We start from the raw sequence: 26,754 nt of genomic DNA on the forward strand, positions 1-26,754 counted from the left end.
TAGAAGTACGGCTGACCATCATCATTCATCGCCGTCCCGCCGTAGGCTGAAGGCGATGTTCAGTCCCGAAGGCCCCACGCTGCGCGAACTGGCCGTGCAGGCCCTGTCGTCCGTCGAGCACGGCTACGACCTCCTCGCGCCCAAGTTCGACCACACTCCCTTCCGCACCCCGGACTCCGTCCTGACCGCTGTCGCCTCGGCCCTGAAGGACTCGGGCCCTTACGACGACGGCCTCGACCTGTGCTGCGGCACGGGCGCCGGGATGGACGTCCTGTCGGCGGTCTGCGGGCGCAGCGCGACCGGGGTCGACTTCAGCGCGGGCATGCTCGAGAAGGCCCGCGGACGCACGCCGACGCCGGGGCCGCACGTGTCCTGGGTGCGTGCGGACGCCCGCGCCCTGCCCTTCACGACCGCCTTCGACCTGGTCGTCAGCTTCGGCGCGTTCGGGCACTTCCTGCCCCGGGAACTGCCCGGTCTGTTCGCCCAGGTGCACGGGGTGCTGCGGCCGGGAGGCCGGTTCGTGTTCCCGGTGCTCGCGCCGCCGCGCCCGTCCTCCCCGGCCTTCTGGATGCTCCTCGGCTTCGACGCCGTGATGCGGGTGCGCAACGCCGTGTGGCGGCCGCCGTTCGTGATGTACTACCGGGCCTTCCGGCTCGGTGAGGTGCGGTGCGAGCTTGAGCGCGCCGGGTTCCGGGTGGACCTTCGCGCGCTGCCCGGGTTCGGGAGGAGGAGCGACGGAAGCCCACGGGTCCGTATGGTCGAGGCGCGCCGGGCGGACTGACCCCGGAGCGGCGGGGCGTGCATATGTCGGCGAGAGCGTGTGGCGCGAGCCATGGACCATGCTGTGCATCGAGGGAGAGACCCCCGCCCCAGGGAGTCTCGCCGCGCTGCCACGTCTGGTCGCGCTCGCCCGGAGCGAAACGCGAGCGCTGGAGATGGCCGGGGCGATCGTGCGCAGTGCGATGACGGACGACCAGGGCGAGGCGGACGAGTACGCAGCCGCCAACCTCCCCACAGTGCTTTCTGTTCGACTTGCACGTTCCGAGATCGGTTGAGGGACGGCTTCTCAAGATGGCGGCGGCTCAGTGTTGAGCCTGTCGGCAGGCACTCGCTCGATGCGGGTCCAGCCCCTCCAGCCACGCTCCTTCAGAATCGCCAACACCAGTTCGGCGCCCGGTGCGGACTCAAGCATGGTTGAGTCCATCAGGGCGACGAACTGATCGTCGAAGCCGTCGGCACCCACCTCGCCGGCCTCCACGGCGCGAATCATCAGGCGCTCCAGGATGTCGGCGACCTCGACGATCCGTGGATCGCCGGCCAGCCAGTCGGGCTCCCCGGTGAAGAAGCTGTATAGCCTCACCATGTCGGGGTCGTCCAACTCCTCGTGCTTCTTGGCAATCACGGAGTCGATCAGGTCCGGCACCTGCGCGGCAATCATGATCCAGGCATCCCGCTCCAGCTCGATGTACCGCTCCCCGACGCCGAGACCGCGCAGCCGGTCGAGGTAGTCCACGACGCTCTGGGGGAGCGCCAGGTGCTCTCCGGCGGCGAGACGGGCGAGTCGGCCGCGGGTGTCCTGCAGCCGCCGGATCTCGGCGCGCAGATCCTTGTCGATCTCCTGGACGCCGCCGGCGAACTCCTCCGGGCCGGCGTCGAGGAGTTCCTGCACCCTGGCCAGCGGCACGCCGGCATCGGCCAGGGTGCGGATCCGGATCAGTCGCACGACGGCGGCGGCATCGTAGGTCCGGTAGCCGGACCGGTCGCGCTCGGGCTCGGTCAGCAGCCCGATCTTGTGGTAATGGCGTACCGCCCGTACCGTCACCCCGGCGTACGCCGCCAGCTGGCTGATGGTGAGCATGGTCTCAGCCTGCCTCAGGCGATCTTCCGGTGATAGGCGATCATCGCGAAGACGTACGCCACGACGAGGATGCCCACGCACCACACGAGGGCGATCCAGATGTCGTCGCCGACCGGCCGCCCTGTGAACAGAGCTCGGATCGTGTTGACGATCCATGTCACCGGCTGATGCTCGGCGAACCAGCGCACCGGGCCGGGCATCGTCTTTGTGGGCACGAACGCCGAGCTGACGAACGGCAGGAAGATGAGCGGGTAGGCGAACGCGCCCGCTCCCTCGACCGACGACGCGGAGAGTCCGGGGATCACGGCGAGCCAGGTCAGCGCCAGGGTGAACAGGAGGAGGATGCCCGCGACCGCGAGCCATGCCGACACTCCTGCCCCTGAGCGGAAGCCCATGAGCACGGCGACGCCCACGACGAGCACGAGCGCGATCAGGTTGGCGACCAGAGAGGTGACGACGTGAGCCCACAGCACACCCGACCGCGCGATCGGCATGGACTGGAATCGCTCGAAGATCCCGCTCTGCACATCGGTGAACAGCCGGTACGCGGTGTAGGAGATGCCTGATGCGATGGTCATGAGCAGGATGCCGGGCAGCATGTAGTTCACGTACGAAACCGACCCGGTATCAATGGCGCCGCCGAACACGTAGACGAACATCAGCATCATGGCGACCGGTGTGATGACGGTCGTGATGATGGTGTCCATGCTGCGTGTGACGTGGCGCAGGGTCCGCCGCGTGAGTGCGGCAGTGTCGCTGAAGAAGTACGCGGTCATCCTTGGCCCCCGGTTGTCGTGCCAGTGGCGTCGCTCTTGCCCCCGCCGATGACCGCGAGGAAGATCTCCTCCAGGGTCGGCTGCTTCTCGACGTACTCGACCGTGGCGGGCGGGAAGAGCTGCTTGAGCTCGGCGAGGGTGCCGTTCACGATGATCCGACCCTGGTGGAGGATCGCGATCCGGTCGGCCAGCTGCTCGGCCTCGTCCAGATGTTGCGTGGTGAGCAGCACCGTCGTCCCGTGGCCGGCGAGCTCCTTGACCGCATCCCACACCTCGATGCGCGCCTCGGGGTCGAGTCCGGCCGTCGGCTCGTCCAGGAAAATCACCGGCGAAGTCCCGATGAGGCTCATCGCGATGTCCAGCCGGCGGCGCATCCCACCCGAATACGTCGACACCCGCCGCGCGCCCGCCTCGTTCAACGAGAAACGTCTCAGCAGGTCATCGGCGATCGCGCCCGGGTCCTTGAGGTGGCGCAGCCTGGCGACGAGGACGAGGTTCTCCCGACCGCTGAGGATCTCGTCGACGGCCGCGAACTGCCCGGTGAGACTGATGGACTCCCGCACCTTCGCCGGTTGCGTGGCGACGTTGAAGCCATTGACGCTCGCCGTCCCCGCGTCGGCCCTCAGGAGCGTGGCGAGGATCCTCACGGTCGTGGTCTTGCCCGCCCCGTTGGAGCCGAGCAGGGCGAAGATGCTGCCCGGCGCCACGTCGAAGTCCACACCGCGCAGCACTTCGAGCGTCCCGTACGACTTCTCCAGACCCTGCACGCGCATCGCCGGACCGGCGATCGTTTGGGCCGTCATGGTCATCTGCCTCCTTTGCGGAGCTGTTCCACGCGTCTGCGAGGACATCCCTGCCGGAAGGATGGAGGGTTGACCCAGCGTCAAGGTCAAGCCCGCTCCGACCACGGCATCCAGGTCTTGCCGGGGACGAACGCCGTGCGGCCGGGCGGCCTGCACGCTGCGTCCGATGTCCGCTCCTCCGGCCCGAGCCGTCCCGTCGAGACCGTCTGACCGAGATCCGCGACAACCTGCTCGACCGGATCGCCGAAGCTGAGCGGGAAGGCTGGCTCGGAGAGGTCGAGGGCCTGGAGATCAGCCTGGCCGGCGCCGAGGACAAGTTGACCCGGCTCGATGCCGCTCTCAAGCCCTCAGTCATCCACTTGGGCCTGTCCACCTCCGGCGAGATCGCCGCGCGGACCACCTGATCGGCTCCGCCACGCGACCGGCGGAGCCGATCAAGGTTGACGACGAGCGAGGATGATCCCTCCCAGCTTGCTCTCGGCAGAGGTGAGAGTCTTGTGCGTCTCGACGGCGAAGCCGGCTTCGTCGAGCCACGCAATCGTCTGGTCATGCTGTCGGCGATGGACATAGACCTTCATCGGGTGCCCGCCATAGCCCTCACTCTTCAACCGCGACTCATCGCCGACATGGAAACTGAGCAGCAACGGCCCACCGGGCCGAAGCACCCGACGGAAATGCGCAAGAACCGAGCTGATCTCGTCGTCAGGAATGTGGATCAGTGAGTACCAGACGACCAGGCCAGTCACGGAGGCGTCGGCCAAGGCGAGGTCCGTCATGGAACCGAGATCGAACCGCACACCGGGGTGTTCACGACGGGCCACATCGATCATTCCAGGTGACAGATCGATGCCGAACGCGTCCAGGCCAAGGTTCCGGAGGTGGCCCGTGATCCTGCCTGTCCCGCATCCGACATCCGCGACCAGCCCGCCGCCTCGGGCACGCACCAGGTCGGCAAACAGGGCCAAGACCGCGCGTTCCTCGGGTGTTTCGTCCAAGAGGTGACGTGTCAGCTTTGCGTAGCTTGCAGCGACGGTGTCATAAGACGTCCGGGTATCCGCCAACCAGTCATCTGCGTTCAGTCCCATTTCCACCGACCGCAGGCTACACAGGTCATCAAGCGGCGTGACGGCTTGGTGTACTTCACCAACGTGTCCACCGCGTCTGCGCCGCCCGGGTGTCAGCGCTCTGAACTTGCCGGACGACACCGAAAACCCCGTGGCGCTGCGGGGCTCCGTCGGCAACCTGAACTGAGCTGCACGGCGTCACTGTCCCGCAGCCCTGTGCGACCTGTTCGGCAGGCCGGCCACTCATCAGGACGCCGCCGACGGGAGCATCGTCACGCGCGTCCGTCGCACGCGGCGCCGGGCCGCGGACATCGGGTCCCGGACCGTCCGCCACCAACGCTCTTGACCTGGAGCGCGCTCCAGATACGAGCATGGGCGGCATGAACACCACCGACCCCCAGATCGTCCTCGGAACGATGGACTTCGGCACCCGCGTCGACCCCGACCGGGCCTTCGCGATCCTGGACTCCTTCGTCGCCGGCGGCGGTGTCTGGCTCGACACCGCGAACTGCTACTCCTTCTGGACCGACCCCAGTGGCGTCGGCGGCGCCAGCGAGCGCGTCATCGGCGCATGGCTCCGGGCCCGCCCGGACGCGCGCGACGCGGTGCGGATCGCGACGAAGGTCCGGCAGAACCCGCTCGTTCCGCACTCCTGGCCGAAGAGCGCCGAAGGACTCTCCGCCCGCGCCGTCCACGCCGGTGTGGAGGAGAGCCTGGAACGTCTGGGAGTCGAGCACATCGATCTGCTGTGGGCCCACGCCGAGGACCGCGCCGTGCCGCTGGAGGAGACGGTCGGCGCCTTCGGCGAGCTGGTCGCGAAGGGGGTGGCTCTGCGGATCGGGGCGGCGAATCATGCCGCCTGGCGTGTCGAGCGCGCCCGGTCACTCGCGCGGGAGCAGCGCGTGGAACCGTGGACGGCCCTGCAACTGCGCCACTCACTCGTCCAGCCGCGCCCGCTCACCCCCGTGGCGGAGGCCGGCCACCGCATGCTCGCCGCCGAGGACCTGGACCTCGCGCGGTCGGAGGGGCTCGCCGTGTGGTCGTACAGCTCGCTGATGTGGGGTTCCTACGTGCGCACGGACAAGCCGCTTCCGCACACTTATGATCACCCCGGGACCATCCGGGTGCTCGCGGTCCTGGACGACGTCGCCGGCGAGCTCTCGGCCACGAGGAACCAGGTCGTCCTGGCGTGGCTGATGCGGCAGGGGATCGATCCCATCGTCGGCGCGAGCCGGGTGGAGCAGATCGAGGAGGCACTCGCTGCGAGCCGGGTGCGGCTCAGCGACGACCACCTGGCGCGCTTCGGCGAAGCGCGGTAGCGGCAGTTACCGAAGGAGCCCCATGACCACTCTCACCCCGGCAACGGCCGCCGACCGCACCGGTGTCTCCATCGACACGCTGCGCTACTACGAGCGCGAAGGGCTCATCGGCCCGATCCGGCGCTCCGCCGGCGGGCGCAGACAGTACACCGAGGACGACCTCTTCTGGATCGGCCTGGTCACGTGCTTCCGCGAGGCCGGCCTCGGCATCGCGGACCTGCGGGGGTTCGTCGCCATCCTGCGCGCCGAGCACCCTCCGCAGGACCGGGTCGCCTTCCTCCGCGAGCGCCGTGCCTCCCTTGAGCAGCGGGTCGCAGCGCTGCGCCGGGCCATGGAGGTTCTCGACGAGAAGATCATCTACTACAGCTGAGCGCCGGGGAACTCCGCACTCGGCTCGCGCCCTGCCCACCACACATCGCCCACGATCCCGAACTCCTCGCCTTCTGGAGCCGACAACGGCACAACCTCCGCCACTGGGTCAGGCAGCAGACGGACACAGGACAACCTCCTCTCCCTGCCCGGCCCTCAAGTCGTGGCTCGACGCCCATGCCGAGGAGTTGGCCGAGGCGATCGACAGGCCCGCGGCCCCGCAGGTGAGGCAAACCGACTGGTCGGACCGAGGGAAGGGGCGTGCGGACGTCAGGCGTAGGAGCGCAGCCAGCGCAGCTTGGCCGCCTCCTGGTAGGGGCCGCCGCCCTCGTGGTCGTTGAAGTCGTAGACCTCGATCCTCTTCTCGTCGTTCGCCCAGGCGTTGAACGCGGCGAACACGGTCGACGGGGGGCAGGTCTGGTCCTCCAGGGCCGCCGAGAAGAGCGCGGGGGCCGTGCCGCGGGAGGCGAAGTGGACACCGTCGAAATAGGAGAGGGTGCGCAGGGCGTCCTCGGTGCGGCCGCGGTGCGTCTTGAGGAACAGGCCGATCTCCCGGTACGGGTGACGGTCCGTCACCCTCGCGGCGCGCGGGAAGTCGCACAGGAACGGTACGTCCGGCGCGATCGCCACCAGGTCCGGCAGCAGACCGCCGACGGCGATCGTGATGCCGCCGCCCTGGCTCCCGCCGAGCGCCACGGTCCGGCTCGCGTCGGTGAGCGGGTGGGAGCGGGCCGCCTCGACCGCGCGCACCGCGTCCGTGAACACCCGGCGGTAGTAGTAGTTCTCGGGCGCGTCGATGCCCTGTGTCATGAAACCGGGGTACGACGGCGCGCCGCCCACCGGGTCGGCGGTGCCACCGCCGCCACCCCAGGCGCTGCCCTGGCCCCGGGTGTCCATGACGAAGTGCGCGCGGCCGGTCGACGCCCACAACAGGTTCTCGTGCGGCAGGCCGCGCCCGCCGCCGTACCCGATGAACTCCACGACCAGCGGCAGCGGTCCCTCAGCGGCGGCCGGCACCTTCAGCCAGCCCTTCACGGGGTGGCCGCCGTACCCCGCGAACGTCACGTCGTACACCCGCACGGTGGCAAGGCCCGCGTCGACCGGCTCGAAGCGGGCGTCCAGGTCGTGCTCGCGGGCCTCCTGCAGCGTCTTCGACCAGAAGGCGTCGAAGTCCTCCGGCTCGGTGGAGGCACTGCGGTACTCGTGGAGCTCCTCGAGGGACAGGTCGAAAAGGGCCATGAAGGACCGCCTTTTGTTAAGTGGCCATACGAATGAGCACACCGTACGTGGCTCCCCGGAGCCCGTGCCAGACCGCGACGGCGTCCGTGCCTTCGGGCGGGCCTGCGCCGCTCGTCGGTTCAGTGGCCTCAGGCGGGCCTGCGCCGGGTCCACAGCGGTTCCGTGCGGGCCCACTCCTGGTCCCACTCCGTCAGCCGGTGCCGCATCGCCACCCGGCGGACGACGGTATGTCCGAGGAGGATCACGGCGCCCGTCCCGCCGGCCCCGCACACGCCCAGGGTGAGTGTGTGCTGCCACACCGCCGTACCACCCGACGGCGGCGGAACGCTCCGCCCCCGCGTGTCGAACCACACGTCCACCACATCACCCCGGTGCGTGCCCTCGGGGACCCTCGCCGTCGCCGTGTGCGCCTTTTCACCGGGTGGCGTCCAGCGCACGGTCACCCGGTACATCCGCTCCCGCACACCGTCCGCCGAGGGCAGGGAGCCGGGCACCCGGCTGACGACCTCCGCCCGCACCCGGTGGCGCTCGGCCCGCTGCTGCGCCGCGACCGTGCGTGCCTCGTCGTGGGCCCAGCGGCCGACGAACGCCCCCGCCAGGGGCACGGCGACCAGCAGCAGCAGGGCGACGACCAGCGCCGTCCACGCCTCCACGACATCCGACCGGCGCCGCAGGGGATTCCTGCGCCAGCGCCAGCCACGCACCCGGGTTCGCATGTCGACCTCCTCGCCGTCACGCGTGCGAGTGCCCACATGACAGTCGTACCCCCATCGGAGTACATCCGCCACCAGGAGCCCGGTGCGGGGCGCGTCAGCCGAACCGCTCGATCCGGATCCGGTCCACCGGCTGCCCGGCCGCCACCAGCAGCCGCGACGCGTGCTCGGCGAAGGCGTCGGACCCGCAGACGTACGCCTCCCAGCCGCCCTCGGGCCGCTCGTCGAACACGGGCCGCAGATGCCCGGCCGTCAGCCGTCCCACCGGCACGCCCTGTGGCGCGCTCCGCGTGAACACGGGCGTCGTCTCCGCGCCGTACTCCCGCGCGTAGATCAGCTCCTCGGGGCTCCGCGCGGACACCAGCAGCCGCAGCGGCACCTCCAGGCCGCGCGCCCGGTGGTGCCGGACCATCGACATCAGCGGTACGACCCCGGAGCCCGCGCCGATCAGCAGCGCCGGCCGGTCGCCGGGCCAGGCGAAGAAGCCGCTGAGCGGCCCTCGCACCTCGACCCGGTCGCCCGGCTGAGCCACCGTGTGGAACCAGCCGGAGACCTCGCCGCCCTCGACATGGTCCAGGGTCAGCTCGAGGTGCCCGTCGTCGCCGGGCGCCGAGGCGATCGAGTAGTGCCGCTGGGCGGTGTAGCCGTCGCCCGCGGTCAGCCGCAGCATCAGGTGCTGGCCGGGCAGATGGCCCGCCCAGGCGGGCACCGCGAACCGGAACGTCGCCGCGTGCGGGGTCTCCCGGCGGATCTCGGTCAGGGTCGCGGTCTGCCACCTGGACGCGGTCCGGTTGCTCACGGCGATCCTGCCGGGCACGGCGAACCGGGTCGGGGGTGTGAAGGCCGGGCGAGCGGGGGTCTTCGCCACCGCCCCGGTCGCCGTCTCAGTCACCGGAGTACCTCTGCTCCTCCCACGGATTGCCCCGCTCGTGATAGCCGTTCTGCTCCCAGAACCCCGGCTCGTCGTGGTCGAGCAGCCGCAGCCCGGCGATCCACTTGGCGCTCTTCCAGAAGTACAGGTGCGGCACCAGCAGCCGCGCCGGGCCACCGTGCTCGGGCGCGAGCGGCTTCCCGTCGTACGCGAAGGCGATCCAGGCCCGCCCCCCGGTGAGGTCCGCGAGCGGCAGGTTCGTGGTGTACCCGGTGTGCGAGTAGGCGACGGCGTGGGTGGCGGTGGCGTCCGGGCGGGCGGCGTCGAGGAAGGCGTCCAGGGACACGCCCCCGAACCGCACCCCGAACTTCGACCAGCCGGTCACACAGTGGAGGTCGCCCGCGTAGGCGGACTCCGGCAGCGCCTGCGCCTCCTCCCAGTCCCAGGTCCGGGGATGCGCGACCAGTCCGTCGACCCGGAAGGTCCAGTCGGCGGGCGCGAGGTCGGGGGTGACCTCGGCGGAGAGCACGGGCCAGTCCTCGCCCGCGTCGTACTGGCCGGGTGGCAGCCCCGGATCGGCGCCGCGGGGGCGCCCGGTGAAGCCTCGGGTGACGTTCATGCGTCAACCGTACGCTGTGGTTCCAGGTGCTCCGTCCCTGGTCAGTGCCCCCTTCATTGCGGCCGTATGAACATCGCGCCGGTCCGGGAATAGCCGTCCCGTGCCGCTCCTTGGCGCTGAGTGCCGGGGCTGGTGCCCGGTGGCGGCACGAGGAGAGTGAGGAAGAAGATGCCGAAGGCGTATGTCTTCACGCGGTACGGCGGACCGGAGACCGAGGCGTTCGTGGATCTGGACCGGCCGGTCCCGGGCCCCGGGCAGCTGCTGATCGCGGTACGCGCGGCCGGGGTCAACCCCGTCGACTGGAAGCTGCGCACGGGCTATCGGCGCCCCGGCGACACCGGTGAGCGCGTCTTCCCCTCCGTCCTGGGCAGCGAGGTCGCCGGAGTCGTCGAGGAGATGGGCGAGGGCGTCACCGGGTTCGCGCCAGGCGACGAGGTGTTCGGCGCCGCCGTCTCGGGCGGCTACGCCGAGTACGCGCTGCTCACGACCGCTTTCGCGGCACCAAAGCCCGCCGCACTGTCCTTCGCCGAAGCGGCCACCCTCCCGGTGGCCGCCGCCACCGCCTACGACGGTGTCCACCAGCTCGGTCTGCCCGCCGGGGCGACGCTGCTCGTCACCGGCGCGGGCGGCGGAGTCGGCGCGGCGGCCGTGCAGATCGCCCGGGCGCTCGGCGTACGGGTCGTGGGCGTCGCGAGCGAGGGCAAGAAGGAGTTCCTCCAGGCGCTGGGCGCCGTTCACGTGCCCTCCGGCCCGGGCTGGGAGGAGCGGGTCCGCGCGGCGGCGCCCGAGGGCGTCGACGGTGTCTACGACCTCGTCGGCGGCGAGGTGCTGCACCGGGCGGCGGCCCTGGTGACGGACCGCTCGAAGCTGATCACCGCCGGAGCCCCGGCGGAGGAGGTCGAGGAACTCGGCGGTGCCCGGGTCGCCCGCGTGCGCGAGAGGGCCGTGCTCGAGGCGGTGGCGGCCCTCGTCGTGCGCGGCGACCTGAGCCCCCACATCACCCGCTCCTTCCCGCTGGAGCAGGCGGGCGAGGCCCTGCGCACGGTCGAGGACGGCCATGCCCAGGGCAAGATCGTGATCGAGGTCGGAGCCGCGATATGACCGCGCACGTCCTGGACAACCCCGCCCTCGCCTCGCTCACCGGCCCGCACGCGCACTTCGCCGAGCGCCGTGGCCGTGTCCTGCGCTACCCGGCCGACGTCTCGCCCTGGCTGGCCCTCCCGGCCGAACCCGACGCCGACGACTGGGCGGACCTCGCGGCCCTCGCCGGACCCGGCGCGGAGGTGCCGCTGCCCGGCTTCCGGGGCGAGGTCCCCGACGGCTGGGAGATCACCTTCCGGATGGAGGGCGTGCAGTTCGTCGACGACGGGCTGGCCGCGGCGCCCGACCCGGAGGCGGTCCGGCTCGGCCCCGCCGACGTCCCCGAGATGCTCGACCTGGTCGCCCGCACCAAGCCCGGACCCTTCGAACAGCGCACCGTCGAACTCGGCACCTACCTGGGCGTCCGACGCGACGGCGCACTGATCGCCATGGCAGGCGAGCGCCTCCGGCCGCCGGGCTGGACCGAGATCAGCGCGGTCTGCACCGACCCCGCCTTCCGCGGCGAGGGCCTCGCCACCCGGCTGATCCTCGCCGTCGCCCACGGCATCCGCGAACGCGGCGAGACCCCCTTCCTGCACACCGGCGCGGGCAACACCGGCGCGATCCGGCTCTACGAGTCCCTGGGTTTCCGGCTGCGCCGCAGAACGGCGTTCCTGGCCGCGAGGACGCCGGAACGACCGGAGGCGCTGGTGCCGTAGAAGAAGCGGGTCGTCGCGCGCCGGGGGCGGCGGGGCTGCCGCGGCGGCTCAGTCACCCCCGGGGACCCAGCCGTTGTACCGCTCCAGGTACTGCGCGAACCGCTCCAGATCCCCGGCCGGCCACCCGGCGAGCCGCTCCCGGAAGGCAGCCCGGCGGCTCTCGGTGACCTGGGCGAGGATGTGGCGGCCGACGTCGGTCAGGCGGAGCACCTGGACGCGGTGGTCGTCGGGATCCGGGCGCCGCTCCACCAGGGCCGCCCGCTCCAGCGCGGCGACCTGGCGGCTGACCGTCGACTTGTCCAGAGCGTAGTGCGCCGCCAGGTCGGTCGCCCGGCAGCCGCCGCTCTCCTCCAGGTGGCCGAGGAGCGTGTACGACACCAGCGACAGCTCGGGATGCAGTCGGCCGGCGGAGGCGCGGGCGCGCCGGGCGAAGACCGTCATCTCGTGTTGGATGGTCTCCACGGCCTCGGCTGGGTCCATGGGTCCTCCCTCGCTCCTGTAGTTGCATAGTACAACTTGGCGGCCCCCGAGGGCCTCCCCGGGAGCCGCCTCGGGATAGGGTCTTCGAGGTCTTCAGATGGCGAAAGGCTCTCGGCTCTCCATGCATCCGTCTTCTCCACCGACGTACCCGTCCCCTGACGCCGTCGTCGCCGCGTTGCGCGCCGCCGGGTGCGTCTTCGCCGAGGACGAGGCGGAACTGATCCTCGCCGCCGCCCGTACGCCCGCCGAACGCGATGCCATGGTGGCGCGCCGCGTGGCCGGTCACCCTCTCGAACTCGTCGTCGGCTGGGCCGAGTTCCACGGTCTGCGCATCACCGTCGAACCGGGCGTCTTCGTGCCCCGGCGCCGCACCGAGTTCCTGGTCGAGCAGGCTCTCGCGCACGCGCCGCACGCGTCGGTCGTCGTGGACCTGTGCTGCGGCTCGGGCGCGGTCGGCGCGGCCCTGGCGGCCTCCCTCGGCCCGGTCGAACTGCACGCCGCCGACATCGACCCGGCGGCCGTGCGGTGCGCCCGCGACAACGTCGCCGCCCACGGCGGCCAGGCCTACGAGGGCGACCTGTTCGAGGCGCTCCCCGGCCGGCTGCGGGGCCGGGTCGACATCCTGGCCGCCAATGTGCCGTACGTCCCGACCGAGGAGGTTCCCCTGCTGCCGGCGGAGGCCCGTGACCACGAGCCGCTCACCGCCCTGGACGGCGGCGGCGACGGGCTCGACGTCTTGCGCAGGGTCGCCGCCGAGGCCCCGCGGTGGCTCGCGCCCGGCGGGATCCTCCTGGTGGAGACCAGCGAACGGCAGGCCATGGACGCCGTGGAGGCCTTCACCCGCGCCGGTCTGGCGGTGCGTCATGCCGAGGACGAGGAGCGGTACGCCCACGTGATCCTCGGAACCCGGGTCAGGTAGCGGCGCCGCTGCCGGTGGGGCCGGGGGAGCGGTCGTCGCCGTCCCGGTTCCACGGGCCGTGCCCCGGGAAGCCGCCGCGTCGGTCGTCCTGGTCCGGCCCGCGGTCGCCGAGGTCGCCGGACATGACGCGGGTGGCTGTGTACGTGTCGCCGGAACGGGAGCCGACGACGACCACCGTGTCGCCCTTCTTCAGCGCGTCGGCTCCCGAGCCGGACGTGCCGTCCGTGAACACGGACGTGTCGGAGCCGACCGTCCATGTCCACGAGGTGCCGTCCTCACTCCTGACGCCCACCCGGTCGCCGTCCACCTTCTCGACGGTGCCGCGCTGCCAGACCCGTACGACCCACTTGCCGGTGTCACGGTCCTTGACGGTCGCCTCGCCGTGCGCCGCGTCGTCGCCGAGCCCGAAACCGAACCACGGGCCGCCGCGGCCGTGCCGGTCACCGGGGCCGTGCGAGGGGGACGACGAAGCCGACGGCGACGCGGAGGCCGAACCGTCGGCCGAGCCACCCGACGTCGCCGCGTACGCGACCGTGCCGCCGAGGGCCAGGACCGCGACCGTCGTCGCCGCGATCACCGCCCGTCCGCGCCTCGACCGGCGTTCCCACAGGGTGCGCGGGGAGCGGCGCTCCTTCTCCTCGCCGCCCGGGCCCGAGAGGACCTCGACCTCTTCCGGCTCCTCAACCATGGCACACCCTCCTCGGCCACGACCGCGGCACCGACGCCACGCCTTACTGTGATTGTCCGCGGAGCGCGGTAAAGGGCCGGTAACGGAGACCTGTGAATCCGAGTCGGCGGGTCCCCGTCAACGACGCGCCCGTGCCACCAGCAGCGCCACGTCGTCGTGGTTGTCGGGGTGGTGCAGCGCGGTCAGCAGATGGTCGCAGAGCTCCTCCAGCGGACGCGCGGGATCGTCCAGGAGCGCGAGCAGCGCGTCCAGGCGCTCGTCCAGGGAGTGCCGTCGGGTCTCCACCAGACCGTCCGTGTAGAGCACGAGCTGATCGCCGGACGCGAAGTCGACGTCGGTCGTGGAGAACGCCACGCCGCCCACGCCCAGCGGCGCGCCCGTGGGCAGATCGAGCAGCTCCGGGGGCACGCCCGGTCGCACCCGCGCCGGCGGCAGATGCCCGGCGTTGGCGATGCGGCACCTGCCCAGGCGGGGGTCGTGGACGGCGTACACACAGGTGGCGATGGAGTGGTCCAGGCCCTCGGTGATCTTGTCGAGGTGCTCCAGGAGCACCGCCGGGTCGAGGTCGAGGGAGGCCAGGGTGGTCGTCGCCGTGCGCAGCCGGCCCATCGTGGCGGCGGCGTCGATACCGCTGCCCATCACGTCGCCGACGACGAGCGCGGTCTTGCCGTCCTGCAGCGGGATGACGTCGAACCAGTCGCCGCCGACCTCGCTGGTGGCGCCCGCCGGCTGGTAGCGGGAGGCGACCTCCAGGCCTCCGGTGACCGGCGGATGGCTGGGCAGGAGGCTGCGCTGGAGGGTGAGCGCGGTCGTGCGCGCGTTCTGGTACCAGCGGGCGTTGTCGATCTGTACGGCCGCGCGGGCGGCGAGCTCCCGGGCGAGCAGCAGGTCGTCCCGGCCGAAGGGAAGCGGATTGTGGATCCGTTTCAGGTCCAGGGCGCCGAGCACCTCGCCCCGCGCGATGAGCGGGACGGCCAGGTAGGAGTGCACCCCGGCCCGGGCCAGCAGTTCGGCGGCCTCGGGGGAGGGCGCGATGCGGGCGAGGTCCTCGTCCTTGACCTGCGCCACCATGACGGGCTGCCCGGTGCGCACGCACTCCGTGACCAGCTGGTCCGGGGCGTAACGGACCACCTGCCCGGCCGGATCGGCGGCCCGTAGCGCGTCCGGCGCGTCGACGGCCCGGACCGCCAGGGAGCGGATGGCGGCCGCCTCGGTGGGCTGCAGGCTCGAGCGCCGGCCCGCCACCACCGCGTCCAGCAGGTCCACCGAGGCCACGTCCGCCAGCTCCGGCACGGCGACCTCGGCCAGTTCGCGGGCGGTGCGCTCCAGGTCCAGCGTGGTGCCGATCCGGGCGGAGGCGTCGGCGATCACCGCCAGCCGGCGCCGGGCCGCCTCGGCCTCCACGCTCGCCCGGTACTGCTCGGTGACGTCGATGACCGAGGCGGCCACGCCCAGCACCGTGCCGCGCGAGTCCTCCAGCCGGTACAGGGAGAGCGACCAGGCGTGGTCCTGGTCCGGGTCCGCCCGGGTGCGCCCCACCGTGGACCGGTCGACCAGCGGCTCCCCGGTGCGCAGCACCTCGCGCACGGCCGCCTCCAGGGCGTCCGCGTCCACCGTGGGCAGCACATCGCACATCCTGCGGCCGACGTGGTCCGCCACCGGCACGCCGTTGATCCGGGCCAGCGCCTCGTTGACCGAGACGTAGCGCAACTCCGTGTCCACGACGGCCAGGCCGATGGGGGACTGCGCGACCATCCGCGTCGACAGCGCCACGTCCCGCTCCAGGCGGCGCACCGTCGACTGGTCCGCCGCGAGACCCAGGGCGAAGACGTCGCCCCGGTCGTTGACGAGCCGCATGTTGCGGAACTCCACCATCCGGGTGGTGCCGTCCTTGCAGCGGACGGGGAACGCCCCCGCCCAGCTCTGACCGGTCGCCATGACATCGGCGAACAGCTTGACGACCAGGTCGACATGGCGTTCGTGGATCATCACCTGGGCCGCGTACCGCCCCAGCGCCTCCGCCGCCGAGTAGCCGAACAGCTCCTCGGCCTGCGGGCTCCACAGCACGATGCGTCCCTCGGTGTCGAGCACCACCGAGGCCACGTTGAGCACGTCCAGCAGCCCGCTGGGCCCGACCGGGCCCGTGGACGATTCGGCTGCACCCATGCCACGCACCGCCTCCGAAGGTCGTCGCGGCACGCTGTTCCCCCGTGCCGACTCCCCCTGTTCTACCGCGCTCAACCCTTTTCTCCCACGGCTCGGGACGACCTTCTCCATGCTCCTCCAGTACGGCGGCGACCGCTGTTCTCCTCAAGGCCCGTCCGCGTCCATCGGATTGGTCTGTACATGACCACCGAACCACGCCAGACTGTCCGCCGACCGCGCCCCCTCCAACGAGGAGCTCCCGCATGCCCCTGCGCCCGGCCCGGCCCCGCCGTCACGTGGTCCGCACCGTCCGCACCGCCTTCGTCGCGCTGGCCACCGCGACGGCCGTCGCCCTCTTCGCCGCACCGCCCGCCTCGGCCGCCGACACCTGGACCGAGGTCGGCTCCGACCGTGCCGACCCGCTCACCGAGAGCCAGGGCCTGACCTCGGTCGAGGTTCCCGCGAACAGCGCCAACCGCTACACCGGCATCGGCACCATCCCCCTGTCCGTCTCCACCCGCGGCTGGAACCACGTCGGCGACCCCGACGCCTCCTACGACGGCTATTACGTCGAGCCCTATCAGAGCGACTCGGGCACCTCGAAGATGTACCGGGTGCAGACGCCGGGCGGCACCTGGGCGGAGTACGTCCACGCCCTCGGCTCGGGCGAGGCCCTCAACAACTCCTGGGTCGCCGTCACCCCGAACAGTCAGTGGATGCTGTCGGGCGAGTGGGGCACCATGACCCGGTTCCTCGTCTTCCCGACCCCGGGCGCCAACGCGTCCACGTCGCCCTCGGCGAACCTGCCGCAGGTGTCGACGATCCGCCTCGACCACGCCGTACGCGACGTGCAGGGCTGCGACTTCACCGGACCGACCACCCTGCTGTGCTCCTCCGACGACCCGGCCGGCACCCTCTTCGGCATCACCAAGCCGCTCCTGCGGATCGACCTGTCCGCCGAGCCGAACGGCACGTCCGACGTCACGGGTCATGTCACCGCCCTGCGCCAGCTGCCGCTGCGCAGCTCCTGCTCGGGCACGTTCGAGGCGGAGGGCATCGACTACGACCGCCGTACCGGCACGCTGCGCGTGATCGTCGTGTCGCCCGGCTTCTGCGTGCTGACGGACAGCAAGACGTACCGCTTCACCAAGGGCTGACGCCGGCGGGCGGGCGCTGGTCCGGCCCGGAAAGTGGTGCTTTTCTGGGGATGTGGCGCGGTGCGCGGGGAACCCGCACTGCCGCGCCACTGCCATGAGAGGAGCGACCACGATGGACCGTGAGCGACAGCACGAGGAGCCCGTCTCCCTCGAGATCAGCGGATGCAGCAAGGAGGACGCCCGGATCGTCTTCGACACGCTGGCCACGTGCTTCGAGTCCGACCGGGGCCCCGACGAGGTGCCGCAGCAGCTCCACGAGAGCCGCCCGATGGTGTGGCTGGGCACCTTCGAGGTCACCGAGACCCACTCGTGCCCGCCGCCCGCCCGGCTCTCGGCCACCGTCGAGGCGGACGCGCAGGGCGGCTACTGGGCGATCGAGCGGCTGCGCTCCGCGCTGGACTCCCTGTTCTCGGTGCGCGACCTCTCCTCGGCCTCCGGCGACCAGGAGCGGGAGCTGCACGTCCTGCTCGAAAGCAGGTGAGGTGGGGCACATCACCCCTGAGGCTGTTTTGCAACTAGTTGCATAAGCCGTGCGCGGTCCTCTAGAAATGGAGGTGAACACTGCCGCGCACGGAGGCCGCCATGAGCCGTTACCCGCACCTGCTGAGCCCGCTGGACCTGGGCTTCACCACGCTGCCCAACCGCGTCCTGATGGGCTCGATGCACGTCGGTCTGGAGGAGGCCGAGCGCGGCTTCGAGCGCATGGCGGAGTTCTACGCCGCCCGGGCCCGCGGGGGAGTGGGACTGATCGTCACCGGCGGCATCGCCCCCAACGACGAGGGACGCCCGTACGAGGGCGGCGCCAAGCTCACCACCGACGAAGAGGCCGAGCAGCACCGGCAGATCACCGAGGCGGTGCACCGCGAGGGCGGCCGGATCGCGCTGCAGATCCTGCACTTCGGCCGCTACGCCTACCATCGCGACCTGGTCGCCCCCAGCCCGCTCCAGGCGCCCATCAGTCCCTTTCCGCCCCGCGAGCTGACCGACGCCGACGTCGAGCGCACGATCGACGACTACGCCCGTGCCGCCCGCCTCGCCCGCCGGGCCGGTTACGACGGCGTCGAGATCATGGGCTCCGAGGGTTATCTCGTCAACGAGTTCATCGCCGCCCCGACCAACCGGCGCACCGACCGCTGGGGCGGCTCCTACGAGAACCGCATGCGCTTCCCCGTCGAGATCGTGCGGCGGGTGCGCGAAGCCGTCGGCGAGGACTTCATCGTCGTCTACCGGCTGTCCATGCTGGACCTCGTCCCCGGCGGCTCCACGCTCGAGGAGGTCGTCACCCTCGCCCAGGCCGTCGAGCGGGCCGGCGCGACCATCATCAACACCGGCATCGGCTGGCACGAGGCCCGCATCCCCACCATCGCCACCTCCGTGCCGCGCGGCGCCTACACCTGGGTGACGAAGAAGCTGATGGGTGCGGTGTCCGTCCCGCTCGTCACCACCAACCGCATCAACACCCCCGAAGTCGCGGAGCAGTTGCTCGCCGACGGCTGCGCGGACATGATCTCGATGGCCCGCCCGATGCTCGCCGACCCCGACTTCGTCAACAAGGCCGCCGTCGGCACGCCCGAGGCCATCAACACCTGCATCGGCTGCAACCAGGCCTGTCTCGACCACACCTTCAGCGGCAAGATCACCTCCTGTCTGGTCAACCCGCGCGCCTGCCACGAGACCGAGCTGGTCCTCTCCCCGACCCGGCTGCGCAAGCGCGTCGCCGTCGTGGGCGCGGGACCGGCCGGCCTCGCCTGCGCGGTCTCGGCGGCCGAACGAGGGCACGAGGTCACCCTGTTCGACGCGGCGGGCGAGATCGGCGGTCAGCTCAACGTCGCCCGCAAGGTCCCCGGCAAGCAGGAGTTCGACGAGACCCTGCGCTACTTCCGCCATCAGCTGGACGCGCACGGCGTGGACGTACGCCTCAACACCCCTGTGACGGCAGGCGACTTGACGAGCTGGGACGAGGTGGTCGTCGCCACCGGCGTCACCCCGCGCACCCCCGGGATCCCCGGCGTCGACCACCCAAGCGTCGTCGGCTACCTCGACGTCCTGCGGGACGGCGCGCCCGTCGGCGACCGGGTCGCGATCCTCGGCGCCGGCGGCATCGGCTTCGACGTCGCCGAGTTCCTGACCGACGGCGGGGACAAGACGAGCGAGGACCCGGCCGCGTACTTCCGCCAGTGGGGCGTCGACATGGACTACACGGAACCCGGCGGACTCGCACGGCCCGAGCGTCCCACCCCGCCCCGCACGGTCCACCTGCTCCAGCGCAAGACCACCAAGGTCGGCGCGGGCCTCGGCAAGACCACCGGCTGGATCCACCGCACCGAACTCAAGCACCGGGGCGTCACCATGGTCCCGGGTGTGCGCTACGACCGTATCGACGACGCCGGACTGCACATCACCGTCGGCGACGAGAGCACGGTGCTGGAGGTCGACACCATCGTGCTGTGCACCGGCCAGGACCCGCGCCGGGACCTGTACGACGAACTCGTCGCCGCAGGTGTCGGGGCGCATCTGATCGGCGGCGCCGACGTGGCCGCCGAGCTGGACGCCAAGCGGGCGATCAAGCAGGGCACGGAGCTGGCGGCGGCACTGTAGGGCCGTACGGGCGCGTCCCTAGGATTGATCCCATGTCACTCCCGCACGCGATCCTCACCGCCCTGCTCGAGAAGCCGTCGTCGGGGCTGGATCTGACCCGCCGCTTCGACAAGTCGATCGGCTACTTCTGGTCGGCGACGCACCAGCAGATCTATCGCGAGCTGGGGAAACTGGAGGCCGAGGGTCATATCCGCGCCCTGCCGACCGTACAGCCGGCCCGCGGGCAGAAGAAAGCCTACGAGGTCCTGCCCGCGGGCCGCGCCGAACTGGCCCGCTGGACGTCCGCGTCCCAGGACCCCAAGCCGCACCGCGACGCCCTGCTGCTCAGGCTGCGTGCCGCGGCCGTCGTCGGCACGGCGGGGCTGGAGGCCGACCTGCGCCGGCACCTCGATCTGCACCGGCGGCAGTTGGCCGAGTACGAGGAGATCGAGAGGCGCGACTTCCCGCCCGGCAACGACAGCGCGCAGGCCAGGCTGCAGCACCTGGTCCTGCGCGCGGGCATCGAACTGGAGACCTTCTGGGCCCAGTGGCTCACCGAGGCACTGGAGGAGCTGCCCGTGGTGGAGGACACCCCCTAGGGCGACACCGCCGCCAGGGCGGTCGACGGCTCCACCACCACCCGCTGTGCGCGACGCCGTCGGGGACGGCGGGCTGACGTGCCCGGAACGGATCGTCAAGGCATCGGCAAGTCCGTCCGGACGAGGTGAACCGGCCTCGAGCCGTAGCGCGGCGGCAGCCGCCACCCCGTCAGCGCAGCAGCAACTGCACGATCGCGACGATGCCGACGGCGACGATGACGGCGCGCAGGCCGGTGGGCGGAAGGCGGCGGCCGGCCCTGGCGCCGATCTGCCCGCCGAGGGCCGAGCCGACGGCGATCAGCAGGACCGCCGTCCAGTCGAACTCGGCGACGAAGAGGAAGAAGCAGGCGGCGACGCCGTTGACGACGGCTCCGAGGATGTTCTTGACCGCGTTGACGCGTTGCAGGTCCTCGTCGAGGAGCAGGCCCATCAGGGAGAGGTAGAGGATGCCCTGGGCGGCGCCGAAGTAGCCGCCGTACATGCTCGCGAGGAGCAGTCCGGCCATCAGGACGGGGCCGCCGTGCGGGCGGTGGGTGGTGCCGGTGGTCTCGCGGCGGCGCCGTACGGCTTTGGCGATGCGCGGCTGGAGCAGTACGAGGACGAGCGCGAGGGCGATCAGTACCGGGACGATCGTGTCGAAGGCGTCGGAGGGCAGGGTGAGCAGCAGGATCGCGCCGCAGAGCCCGCCGATGAGAGCGGTGACGCCGAGGACGAGTGCGCGGCGGCCCTGTCCGCGGAGCTCGGCGCGGTAGCCGATGGCCCCGCTGACGGAGCCGGGGACGAGGCCGAGGGCGTTGGAGACGTTGGCGGTGATCGGCGGCAGCCCGGTGGCGAGCAGCACCGGGAAGGTGATCAGGGTCCCGGAGCCGACGATGGTGTTGATCGTGCCGGCTCCGATGCCCGCTGCGAAAACGGCCAGTGCTTCCCAGATGGACAACGCCATCTCCTTACCTGATCAGTGTGTCGCCTCCCCGCCGCCCGGCAGGCGGTCGAGGGGCTCGCCTTGATCATGCACGATCAAGCCGATGGCTCGGCGTGCTTGCCCAGTATCCGGGCTCGGTCGTCGGGGCTGCTCCGTACGGCGTAATCGCCCGCCTTTTCGGATGCGCTGTGGCGCGACCTCATGTCAGCTGAGGGCAGTTCGCCCCAACACTTCATGATGTGGCAGGAGATGACCGATGGCGGAAGCGCAATGGGACGTCGATTCCCCGGACGGGACGGGAGGCGGCAACGGTGCGGTCGGCGTGGTCCTGGCGGGGGCGGGAGCACGCGGAGCCTATGAGGCCGGAATCCTGTCGAGACTGCTGCCGGCGCTCGAGGCCAGGAACGAGCGGCCGACCGTCTTCGTCGGCACGAGCGCCGGAGCCATCAACGCGGCGCTGTTCGCCTCCCTGGCCCATCTGCCCGCGAGCCAGGCGGCGGAGCGCGCGCTGGAGACCTGGCTGTCCGTCGGCAAGGACGACGTCTTCCGGCCGGTGTTCCTGAGCGTTCCCACGGCCGCCGCACGCCACGTCGCCGGCTTGTTCAACATCCCGGCCGGCCGCACGGGCGGTGTCCTGGACACCGCTCCGCTGCGGAAGACCGTCGAGCGCAGGCTGGACTGGCGCCAGCTGCACGACAACATCAGTCAGCGGCGGGTCAGAGCGGTGGCCCTGGCGACGACGGCCTGCCGCACCGGGCTCACGGAAGTCTTCATCGAGAGCCGCACCCCCCTCGGTCTCCCCCGGGACGTCGACCGGGCCGTGGACTACGTGGACGTGCCGGAAGGCCTGGCGCCGGAACACCTGATGGCCTCGGCAGCCATCCCTCTCCTGTTCCCGCCCGTGCCCCTTCGCCAGCGCGAAAACGGAGTCACCGGCTGGTACATGGACGGAGGAGTGCGGCTCAACGCACCGATCAAACCGCTCATCGAACTGGGCGCGGACAAGGTGGTCGTCGTCGCGACCGACCCGGAGGAGTACGCGGCACGTCCGGCCGGCCGGGAAGCGGGCCCGCCCCCGCTGGTGCAGGACTCCTTCGCCCAGCTGATGAACGGCGCCCTGGTCGACCGCATGATCGAGGACCTGCGCGCGCTGTCGAAGATCAACCGGCTCACGCAGGCGGATCCGGACGCGAAGAGCACGGCCGGGCGGCCGTACCGCGTCATCGAGCACCTCTTCGCCGGACCGGCTCCCGGCCGCGTCGACGAACTCGGCCGGATCGCCGACGAAGTGCTCGGCACCGACTTCGCCGGGGCGCGCGCCCTCGGGCATCTCGATCTGCGGCTGCTGAGCATGTTCATCGGCCCCACCGTGAGCCGCGGCGAACTGCTCAGCTATGTGCTCTTCGAACGCGAGTTCATCGAGGCCGCGATCGAGATGGGCCAGCGCGACGCCGACCGCGTCCTGCGCCGTGAGCAGGGCGGCCTCTGGCGCATGTGACGACCGCGGTGCTGGGCGTGGGCGGCGAGGCGGTCGACGTCGGCACGGTACGACCACCCGGGGCGCGGCCCGCCCCGGGTGGGCCGCGGGTCAGGCGTCCGGGGCCGCGTGGACGCGCCGTCCTTCGACGAAGGTCTGCAGGACCCGGGTGGCGGCGATCTCCTCGGGCGGGCCCGCGAACGGGTCGCGGTCGAGGACGACCAGGTCGGCCCACTTGCCGACGGTGATGCTGCCGGTGACGCCGTCGAGGTGGTTCACATGGGCACTGCCCGCCGTGTACGCGGCGATGGCGGTGCCCAGGTCGAGGCGCTGCTCCGGGAGGAAGGCCGGGGTGCCGTCGGGCGCGCCGGGGGCGATCCGGTTGACGGCGACATGGATGGCCTGGAGCGGATCGGGGCTGCTGACCGGCCAGTCGCTGCCCGCGGCCAGGGTCGCTCCCGCCCGCAACAGGTCGCCGAAGGGATACTGCCGGGTGCCGCGTTCCGCGCCGAGGAACGGCAGGGTCAGTTCGTCCATCTGCGGTTCGTGGGCGGCCCACAGCAGCTGCAGGTTCGCACTCGCGCCGAGCACGCGGAACCGGGTCACGTCGTCCGGGTGGACGACCTGGAGATGCGCCAGGTGATGCCGTGTGTCGCACCACCCGTTGGCCGTCCGGGCGGCCTCCACGGCGTCGAGGGCCTCGCGCACCGCGCGGTCGCCGAGTGCGTGGAAGTGGACCTGGAAGCCGAGCGCGTCGAGTTCGGTGACGTACTTCCGCAGCTCCCCGGGCTCGATGAAGCTGATGCCGCTGTTGTCCGAGGAGCAGCCGCAGCCGGTCAGGTACGGGTCGAGCAGGGCGGCGGTGTGGTTCTCGGTGATGCCGTCCTGCATGATCTTCACGGTGGTGGCGTGGAAACGGCCTCCGCTCAGCTCCTCGCGGCGGGCGGCCAGCTCGGGGATCTGTTCGGCGCCGCGTTCCCGGTCCCACCACAGGGCGCCGACGACGCGGGCGGTGAGCAGACCCCCGTCGAGGGCCGCCCGGTAGGCGGGCGCCGCGTCGGTCATGTTGGCGAACGTGCCGATGATGGCGTCCTGCCAGGCGGTGACGCCGTGGGAGTGGAGTACCGCCTGGGCCCGCAGCAGGGCGGCGAGCTGCTCCTCCGGCGTAGGGTCGGGCACCAGCCTGCCGACGAGGTGGACAGCGCCCTCCTGGAGCATGCCGGTGGGGTTTCCCTCGGCGTCGCGCTCGATCCGGCCGTCGGCGGGGTCGGGGGTGCGGGAGTCGATGCCGGCGCGCTCCAGGCCCCGGCTGTTGACCCAGGCGCCGTGGTGGTCGCGGTTGGGCAGGAAGACGGGGCGGTCCGGGACGACCGCGTCGAGGGCGGCGGCGGTGGGGGAGCCGCCGGGGAACGCCTCCAGGGACCAGCCGCCGCCGGTGATCCACTCGACGTCCGGGTGCCCGTCGGCGTACTCCTTGATCCTGCGCAGGTACTCGGCCGGGTCGACGGTGTCGGCGAGGTGGCACAGGCCGAGCTCGATGCCCGCGCCCTGCGGGTGGACGTGGGCGTCCTGGAAGCCCGGCAGCAGCAGTCTCCCGGCGAGGTCCACGACCTCCGTGCGGGGCCCGATCAGCTCGTGCACCTCGTCGTGGCCGACGGCGGCGATCCGCCCGCCGCGCACGGCCACGGAGGTGGCGCGGCTGCGGGCGGGATCGACGGTGTGCACCGGGCCGCCGGTGAGGACGAGATCGGCCGGTCCTGCGGCCTGGGGGTGTGTCATCGGGGGTGAACTCCGTAACGTGGGTGGGGGTCAGACGGCGGCGCGGTCCATCGGGAGGGTGAGGGCCTCGGCGTCGGTGCCGCGTCCCGTCGTGAAGTACGGCGAGTGGCGCACGTACTTGGCCACGGCGGCCATGCCCAGGCCGGCGAGCACGATCACGGTGGGCAGCGAGAACATGAACCAGCCGTTGTCCGGGCGCAGCGCGAAGTGGTCGCTCATGATCAGGTACGAGTAGCCGAGGTAGCCGCCGAGGCCCAGCAGGACCAGGCCCGACACGGCGGGCACCCCGACGGCGAGCAGCGCCTCGCGTGCCCCCTCGCGCAGCGCGGAGCGGAAGCGCACGGCGCAGGCGAGCGCGGTGAGGCCGTAGTAGAGGGCGACGATCAGGCCGATGGCGTTGACGGCGGCCAGCAGCATGTCGCTCAGCTTGGGGATCGCGACGGCGAGCAGGGCGATCACCGCGGCGATGGACATCACCACGACCGTGCCGGCGGCGGGTGTGCCGTACCGGGAGTGGATCCGGGTCCACAGCGGCCCCATGGTGCGGTCGCGGCCCATGGCGAGCAGCCCGCGGGCCGTGGGGATCAGGGTGGCCTGCACGGAGGCGAACGCCGAGAACATCAGCGCGACCAGGGGCAGGGTGGCCCAGGGCTCGGCCGCCAGCTTCTCACCGAGGTAGGGCAGGGCCTGGGGGCCGTTGCGGACGAGTTCCGTCAGGCTCATCTCCCGCTGGAAGGCGACCGCGGCGAAGAGGAACAGGCCGAGCATGGCGAAGAGGGCGATGAGGCCTCCCCGGGCCGCGTCGCCCGGGCTCTTCGTCTCCTCGTTGACGCTGAAGGCCGCGTCCCAGCCCCAGAAGAAGAACACAGCGAGGACCATGCCCTGGGCGAAGGCGGTGCCGCTGGAGATCTCGAACGGGTTGAACCAGGAGAAGGAGAAGGCGTGGTCGCCGGTGACCAGGGCCCAGCCGCAGAAGGTCAGCAGCACCGAGTACTCGAACACCAGCAGCGCGAACTGGAACCGGGTGGCGGCCCGCATCCCGGTGACGGCCAGGGCCGTGAGGGCGAGGAGGATCACCAGCCCGACCGCCGTGCTGACACCGGTGGACGTTGGATCGAGGGCGACGCCCGCGAAACTGTGCAGGCCGGACTTGTTGGCGAAGATCAGGACGACCGAGCCCATGATCGCGCTGGTGTAGGCGCAGAAGATGATCGAGCCGACCAGGGTGACCCAGCCGGTCAGGAAGCCGGGCCAGGGCCCCAGGGACTTGCCGACCCAGACGTAGCCGTTGCCGCAGTTCGGCTCCGAGCGGTTGAGCCGGGCGTAGGCCGTGGCGATGCCGAGCACCGGCAGGAACGCCAGGAGCAGCAGCGCCGGGGCCTGAAGACCCACGATGGACGCGATCGTGCCCATGCCGATGGCGATGCTGGTGGTGGCCGCGGTGCTGGAGGCGGCGATGGCGACGCCGTCGACGACGCCGAGGGAGCGGCGCAGTACGGGGGCGGGGCCCGCGGAGGGGCTCGGGGCGGAGGGAAGAGACGGTGCGGACGACATGAAGGGCTCCTCGGGGGACGAGGGTGGGAAGAGCCGCGCGGAGAATGCGATGGAACAGCCGACGTCCACATTGGGTCAACCCTGTTGACGTAAGGTGCCCCGCAGCCGTTCACTGAGCGGGCATGGCCCGGCGCAGAACGGAGAGGAAGCCGCTCATGTCGACCCGTGTCCCGGAGGAACGCAGACGCCGGCGGCCCACCCGCTCCGGGGTCCTGCTGTCGGAGGACCTGATCGTGGAGACGGCCCTGCGGCTGATCGGCGAGCACGGTCCCGAGGCGCTGAGCGTGCGCCGGCTCGGCGCGGCCCTGGGCTGCGACCCGACGGCTCTCTACCGCTACTTCCACGGCACCGACGACCTGGTGCTCGCCGTCGCCGACCGGATCATCGGCGACGCGATGGCGGGCTTCGTCCCCGGGGACGACTGGGTGGCCGCGTTGCGCGAGATGGCCCTGCGGGTGCGGGCCGGATACCTCGCCCATCCCCGGGCGGCCGCCCTTGCCGCGCACCGGGTGACCCGGCGCAAGAGCGAGATCCGGGCGGTGGAGACAGGCATCGCCCTGCTGCTGTCCGCGGGCTTCGAGCCGGCCGTCGCGGCACGGCTGTACCTGGCCTTCATCGACACCGTCCTCAGCCACGCGGCCGCGGACGCCGCGTTCCAGGCGCTCCCGCGCCAGCAGCGCGAGGCCGATCAGCGGGCGTGGCGGGACGTATACCAGGACCTGGACCCGCAGGCGTACCCGGCACTCACCGCGGTGCGCCCCGAGCTGCCCGGGATGGCGGACGGCTCGTTCGAGGCGGCGGTGGAACTCCTGCTGGAGGCCCTCGCGGCCCGCGCACCGGCACCCCGTTCTCGCGCTGGGAACGCCGGTCGAAACAAGGGCAACCGGGACGGGCCCTGACGGGTCTGGCCAGCTAGTCCCCTGGGGCGTGTGGTGAAAGTAGCGTCGTCCGCCCGGAGGGCGGGCCCGGCGGTGCCTGGTGCGTGCGATCGCAAGGCGGAGGGTCGCCCCGATACTGGATGTATCGG

The 26,754-nt window shown here is 71.6% G+C and carries 27 protein-coding genes; 13 read left to right on the forward strand and 14 right to left on the reverse strand.

What is annotated here, in order from left to right; genetic code table 11:
* The first annotated feature begins 55 nt into the window (after positions 1–55).
* Together ACIBVL_RS21560 and ACIBVL_RS21565 are read left to right on the forward strand one after the other, a co-directional pair.
* Positions 56–781, forward strand: a complete 726-nt coding sequence (locus ACIBVL_RS21560; RefSeq protein WP_399098831.1) for a class I SAM-dependent methyltransferase — start codon at positions 56–58, stop codon at positions 779–781.
* Between the two features lie 58 nt (positions 782–839).
* Positions 840–1,055, forward strand: a complete 216-nt coding sequence (locus tag ACIBVL_RS21565) for a hypothetical protein (RefSeq protein ID WP_399098832.1) — start codon at positions 840–842, stop codon at positions 1,053–1,055.
* An 11-nt stretch (positions 1,056–1,066) separates the two neighbouring features.
* Here ACIBVL_RS21565 and ACIBVL_RS21570 read toward each other — a convergent pair whose 3' ends face one another.
* From ACIBVL_RS21570 to ACIBVL_RS21585, 4 genes are all read right to left on the reverse strand, one after another.
* Entirely contained in the window at positions 1,067–1,858 is a 792-nt protein-coding gene (locus ACIBVL_RS21570; protein ID WP_399098833.1) for a MerR family transcriptional regulator, read from the reverse strand.
* Between the two features lie 14 nt (positions 1,859–1,872).
* Positions 1,873–2,634: an ABC transporter permease gene (locus ACIBVL_RS21575; protein ID WP_399098834.1), complete on the reverse strand. Its 762-nt coding sequence runs from the start codon at positions 2,632–2,634 to the stop codon at positions 1,873–1,875.
* On the reverse strand, positions 2,631–3,437 hold the full coding sequence (locus tag ACIBVL_RS21580; protein ID WP_399098835.1) for an ABC transporter ATP-binding protein: 807 nt from the start codon (positions 3,435–3,437) through the stop codon (positions 2,631–2,633). The genes ACIBVL_RS21575 and ACIBVL_RS21580 overlap by 4 nt, the downstream gene beginning before the upstream one ends.
* A gap of 434 nt (positions 3,438–3,871) precedes the next feature.
* On the reverse strand, positions 3,872–4,516 hold the full coding sequence (locus ACIBVL_RS21585; protein WP_399098886.1) for a class I SAM-dependent DNA methyltransferase: 645 nt from the start codon (positions 4,514–4,516) through the stop codon (positions 3,872–3,874).
* 365 nt (positions 4,517–4,881) lie between these two features.
* On the opposite strand from ACIBVL_RS21585, the gene ACIBVL_RS21590 reads away from it, so the two are divergent.
* Together ACIBVL_RS21590 and ACIBVL_RS21595 are read left to right on the forward strand one after the other, a co-directional pair.
* On the forward strand, positions 4,882–5,820 hold the full coding sequence (locus ACIBVL_RS21590; protein WP_399098836.1) for an aldo/keto reductase: 939 nt from the start codon (positions 4,882–4,884) through the stop codon (positions 5,818–5,820).
* Between the two features lie 22 nt (positions 5,821–5,842).
* On the forward strand, positions 5,843–6,190 hold the full coding sequence (locus ACIBVL_RS21595; RefSeq protein WP_399098837.1) for a MerR family transcriptional regulator: 348 nt from the start codon (positions 5,843–5,845) through the stop codon (positions 6,188–6,190).
* A 269-nt stretch (positions 6,191–6,459) separates the two neighbouring features.
* Here the strand turns inward: ACIBVL_RS21595 and ACIBVL_RS21600 are convergent, their stop codons facing one another.
* From ACIBVL_RS21600 to ACIBVL_RS21615, 4 genes are all read right to left on the reverse strand, one after another.
* Positions 6,460–7,428 carry an acetylxylan esterase gene (locus tag ACIBVL_RS21600; RefSeq protein WP_399098838.1) on the reverse strand — a complete coding sequence of 323 codons (969 nt, stop codon included), beginning with the start codon at positions 7,426–7,428 and terminating at the stop codon, positions 6,460–6,462.
* Between the two features lie 128 nt (positions 7,429–7,556).
* A complete protein-coding gene (locus tag ACIBVL_RS21605; protein WP_399098839.1) occupies positions 7,557–8,144 on the reverse strand; it encodes a hypothetical protein in 588 nt (195 codons plus the stop codon).
* A 94-nt stretch (positions 8,145–8,238) separates the two neighbouring features.
* Complete coding sequence (locus ACIBVL_RS21610; protein WP_399098840.1) at positions 8,239–9,033, reverse strand: ferredoxin reductase; 795 nt, start codon at positions 9,031–9,033, stop codon at positions 8,239–8,241.
* Positions 9,026–9,631 carry a sulfite oxidase-like oxidoreductase gene (locus tag ACIBVL_RS21615; protein ID WP_399098841.1) on the reverse strand — a complete coding sequence of 202 codons (606 nt, stop codon included), beginning with the start codon at positions 9,629–9,631 and terminating at the stop codon, positions 9,026–9,028. Before ACIBVL_RS21615 ends, ACIBVL_RS21610 begins: the two co-directional genes overlap by 8 nt.
* 168 nt (positions 9,632–9,799) lie before the next feature.
* Between ACIBVL_RS21615 and ACIBVL_RS21620 the strand changes: the two genes are divergently transcribed.
* Positions 9,800–10,732, forward strand: a complete 933-nt coding sequence (locus tag ACIBVL_RS21620; RefSeq protein ID WP_399098842.1) for an NADP-dependent oxidoreductase — start codon at positions 9,800–9,802, stop codon at positions 10,730–10,732.
* On the forward strand, positions 10,729–11,430 hold the full coding sequence (locus ACIBVL_RS21625) for a GNAT family N-acetyltransferase (RefSeq protein WP_399098844.1): 702 nt from the start codon (positions 10,729–10,731) through the stop codon (positions 11,428–11,430). The genes ACIBVL_RS21620 and ACIBVL_RS21625 overlap by 4 nt, the downstream gene beginning before the upstream one ends.
* Before the next feature lie 48 nt (positions 11,431–11,478).
* On the opposite strand, the gene ACIBVL_RS21630 is transcribed toward ACIBVL_RS21625, so the two are convergent.
* A complete protein-coding gene (locus tag ACIBVL_RS21630; protein WP_399098846.1) occupies positions 11,479–11,910 on the reverse strand; it encodes a MarR family winged helix-turn-helix transcriptional regulator in 432 nt (143 codons plus the stop codon).
* Positions 11,911–12,007: 97 nt separating this feature from the next.
* Here ACIBVL_RS21630 and ACIBVL_RS21635 point away from each other — a divergent pair, with 97 nt between their 5' ends.
* Positions 12,008–12,829, forward strand: coding sequence for a putative protein N(5)-glutamine methyltransferase (locus ACIBVL_RS21635; protein ID WP_399098847.1), 822 nt, complete (start codon positions 12,008–12,010; stop codon positions 12,827–12,829).
* Here the strand turns inward: ACIBVL_RS21635 and ACIBVL_RS21640 are convergent.
* Entirely contained in the window at positions 12,822–13,517 is a 696-nt protein-coding gene (locus ACIBVL_RS21640) for a hypothetical protein (RefSeq protein WP_399098848.1), read from the reverse strand. The genes ACIBVL_RS21635 and ACIBVL_RS21640 overlap by 8 nt on opposite strands.
* A gap of 117 nt (positions 13,518–13,634) precedes the next feature.
* Positions 13,635–15,683 carry a SpoIIE family protein phosphatase gene (locus ACIBVL_RS21645; protein WP_399098849.1) on the reverse strand — a complete coding sequence of 683 codons (2,049 nt, stop codon included), beginning with the start codon at positions 15,681–15,683 and terminating at the stop codon, positions 13,635–13,637.
* Between the two features lie 242 nt (positions 15,684–15,925).
* Here ACIBVL_RS21645 and ACIBVL_RS21650 point away from each other — a divergent pair, with 242 nt between their 5' ends.
* The 4 genes from ACIBVL_RS21650 (at position 15,926) to ACIBVL_RS21665 (ending at position 19,995) form a co-directional block, all read left to right on the forward strand.
* Positions 15,926–16,819 carry a hypothetical protein gene (locus ACIBVL_RS21650; protein WP_399098850.1) on the forward strand — a complete coding sequence of 298 codons (894 nt, stop codon included), beginning with the start codon at positions 15,926–15,928 and terminating at the stop codon, positions 16,817–16,819.
* A 112-nt stretch (positions 16,820–16,931) separates the two neighbouring features.
* A complete protein-coding gene (locus tag ACIBVL_RS21655; RefSeq protein WP_399098851.1) occupies positions 16,932–17,300 on the forward strand; it encodes a hypothetical protein in 369 nt (122 codons plus the stop codon).
* 101 nt (positions 17,301–17,401) lie between these two features.
* Entirely contained in the window at positions 17,402–19,417 is a 2,016-nt protein-coding gene (locus ACIBVL_RS21660; RefSeq protein ID WP_399098852.1) for an FAD-dependent oxidoreductase, read from the forward strand.
* A 32-nt stretch (positions 19,418–19,449) separates the two neighbouring features.
* On the forward strand, positions 19,450–19,995 hold the full coding sequence (locus ACIBVL_RS21665; protein ID WP_399098853.1) for a PadR family transcriptional regulator: 546 nt from the start codon (positions 19,450–19,452) through the stop codon (positions 19,993–19,995).
* A 169-nt stretch (positions 19,996–20,164) separates the two neighbouring features.
* On the opposite strand, the gene ACIBVL_RS21670 is transcribed toward ACIBVL_RS21665, so the two are convergent.
* Positions 20,165–20,938: a sulfite exporter TauE/SafE family protein gene (locus ACIBVL_RS21670; RefSeq protein WP_399098854.1), complete on the reverse strand. Its 774-nt coding sequence runs from the start codon at positions 20,936–20,938 to the stop codon at positions 20,165–20,167.
* A 235-nt stretch (positions 20,939–21,173) separates the two neighbouring features.
* Between ACIBVL_RS21670 and ACIBVL_RS21675 the strand changes: the two genes are divergently transcribed.
* Positions 21,174–22,415 carry a patatin-like phospholipase family protein gene (locus ACIBVL_RS21675; protein WP_399098855.1) on the forward strand — a complete coding sequence of 414 codons (1,242 nt, stop codon included), beginning with the start codon at positions 21,174–21,176 and terminating at the stop codon, positions 22,413–22,415.
* 90 nt (positions 22,416–22,505) lie between these two features.
* On the opposite strand, the gene ACIBVL_RS21680 is transcribed toward ACIBVL_RS21675, so the two are convergent.
* Together ACIBVL_RS21680 and ACIBVL_RS21685 are read right to left on the reverse strand one after the other, a co-directional pair.
* Positions 22,506–24,173 (reverse strand): amidohydrolase, encoded by a 1,668-nt coding sequence (locus ACIBVL_RS21680; protein ID WP_399098856.1) that lies wholly within the window; start codon positions 24,171–24,173, stop codon positions 22,506–22,508.
* A 30-nt stretch (positions 24,174–24,203) separates the two neighbouring features.
* The gene (locus ACIBVL_RS21685; protein WP_399098857.1) at positions 24,204–25,727 is read right to left on the reverse strand and encodes an APC family permease; all 1,524 of its coding nucleotides are present in this window, start codon (positions 25,725–25,727) and stop codon (positions 24,204–24,206) included.
* A 155-nt stretch (positions 25,728–25,882) separates the two neighbouring features.
* Between ACIBVL_RS21685 and ACIBVL_RS21690 the strand changes: the two genes are divergently transcribed.
* Positions 25,883–26,626 carry a TetR/AcrR family transcriptional regulator gene (locus ACIBVL_RS21690; RefSeq protein ID WP_399098858.1) on the forward strand — a complete coding sequence of 248 codons (744 nt, stop codon included), beginning with the start codon at positions 25,883–25,885 and terminating at the stop codon, positions 26,624–26,626.
* Positions 26,627–26,754: the final 128 nt, after the last annotated feature.

The organism is Streptomyces sp. NPDC049687 (assembly GCF_044465285.1).
Taxonomy (GTDB): domain Bacteria; phylum Actinomycetota; class Actinomycetes; order Streptomycetales; family Streptomycetaceae; genus Streptomyces.

Bases quoted from the DNA above. Each gene is read 5' to 3' on its own strand.
- ACIBVL_RS21640 (WP_399098848.1), bottom strand. From the start codon at position 13,517: ATGGTTGAGGAGCCGGAAGAGGTCGAGGTCCTCTCGGGCCCGGGCGGC.
- ACIBVL_RS21685 (WP_399098857.1), bottom strand. From the start codon at position 25,727: ATGTCGTCCGCACCGTCTCTTCCCTCCGCCCCGAGCCCCTCCGCGGGC.
- ACIBVL_RS21630 (WP_399098846.1), bottom strand. From the start codon at position 11,910: ATGGACCCAGCCGAGGCCGTGGAGACCATCCAACACGAGATGACGGTC.
- ACIBVL_RS21675 (WP_399098855.1), top strand. From the start codon at position 21,174: ATGGCGGAAGCGCAATGGGACGTCGATTCCCCGGACGGGACGGGAGGC.
- ACIBVL_RS21670 (WP_399098854.1), bottom strand. From the start codon at position 20,938: ATGGCGTTGTCCATCTGGGAAGCACTGGCCGTTTTCGCAGCGGGCATC.
- ACIBVL_RS21570 (WP_399098833.1), bottom strand. From the start codon at position 1,858: ATGCTCACCATCAGCCAGCTGGCGGCGTACGCCGGGGTGACGGTACGG.
- ACIBVL_RS21665 (WP_399098853.1), top strand. From the start codon at position 19,450: ATGTCACTCCCGCACGCGATCCTCACCGCCCTGCTCGAGAAGCCGTCG.
- ACIBVL_RS21645 (WP_399098849.1), bottom strand. From the start codon at position 15,683: ATGGGTGCAGCCGAATCGTCCACGGGCCCGGTCGGGCCCAGCGGGCTG.
- ACIBVL_RS21655 (WP_399098851.1), top strand. From the start codon at position 16,932: ATGGACCGTGAGCGACAGCACGAGGAGCCCGTCTCCCTCGAGATCAGC.
- ACIBVL_RS21590 (WP_399098836.1), top strand. From the start codon at position 4,882: ATGAACACCACCGACCCCCAGATCGTCCTCGGAACGATGGACTTCGGC.
- ACIBVL_RS21615 (WP_399098841.1), bottom strand. From the start codon at position 9,631: ATGAACGTCACCCGAGGCTTCACCGGGCGCCCCCGCGGCGCCGATCCG.
- ACIBVL_RS21565 (WP_399098832.1), top strand. From the start codon at position 840: ATGCTGTGCATCGAGGGAGAGACCCCCGCCCCAGGGAGTCTCGCCGCG.
- ACIBVL_RS21595 (WP_399098837.1), top strand. From the start codon at position 5,843: ATGACCACTCTCACCCCGGCAACGGCCGCCGACCGCACCGGTGTCTCC.
- ACIBVL_RS21690 (WP_399098858.1), top strand. From the start codon at position 25,883: ATGTCGACCCGTGTCCCGGAGGAACGCAGACGCCGGCGGCCCACCCGC.
- ACIBVL_RS21680 (WP_399098856.1), bottom strand. From the start codon at position 24,173: ATGACACACCCCCAGGCCGCAGGACCGGCCGATCTCGTCCTCACCGGC.
- ACIBVL_RS21575 (WP_399098834.1), bottom strand. From the start codon at position 2,634: ATGACCGCGTACTTCTTCAGCGACACTGCCGCACTCACGCGGCGGACC.
- ACIBVL_RS21600 (WP_399098838.1), bottom strand. From the start codon at position 7,428: ATGGCCCTTTTCGACCTGTCCCTCGAGGAGCTCCACGAGTACCGCAGT.
- ACIBVL_RS21605 (WP_399098839.1), bottom strand. From the start codon at position 8,144: ATGCGAACCCGGGTGCGTGGCTGGCGCTGGCGCAGGAATCCCCTGCGG.
- ACIBVL_RS21635 (WP_399098847.1), top strand. From the start codon at position 12,008: ATGGCGAAAGGCTCTCGGCTCTCCATGCATCCGTCTTCTCCACCGACG.
- ACIBVL_RS21625 (WP_399098844.1), top strand. From the start codon at position 10,729: ATGACCGCGCACGTCCTGGACAACCCCGCCCTCGCCTCGCTCACCGGC.
- ACIBVL_RS21620 (WP_399098842.1), top strand. From the start codon at position 9,800: ATGCCGAAGGCGTATGTCTTCACGCGGTACGGCGGACCGGAGACCGAG.
- ACIBVL_RS21560 (WP_399098831.1), top strand. From the start codon at position 56: ATGTTCAGTCCCGAAGGCCCCACGCTGCGCGAACTGGCCGTGCAGGCC.
- ACIBVL_RS21650 (WP_399098850.1), top strand. From the start codon at position 15,926: ATGCCCCTGCGCCCGGCCCGGCCCCGCCGTCACGTGGTCCGCACCGTC.
- ACIBVL_RS21580 (WP_399098835.1), bottom strand. From the start codon at position 3,437: ATGACGGCCCAAACGATCGCCGGTCCGGCGATGCGCGTGCAGGGTCTG.
- ACIBVL_RS21660 (WP_399098852.1), top strand. From the start codon at position 17,402: ATGAGCCGTTACCCGCACCTGCTGAGCCCGCTGGACCTGGGCTTCACC.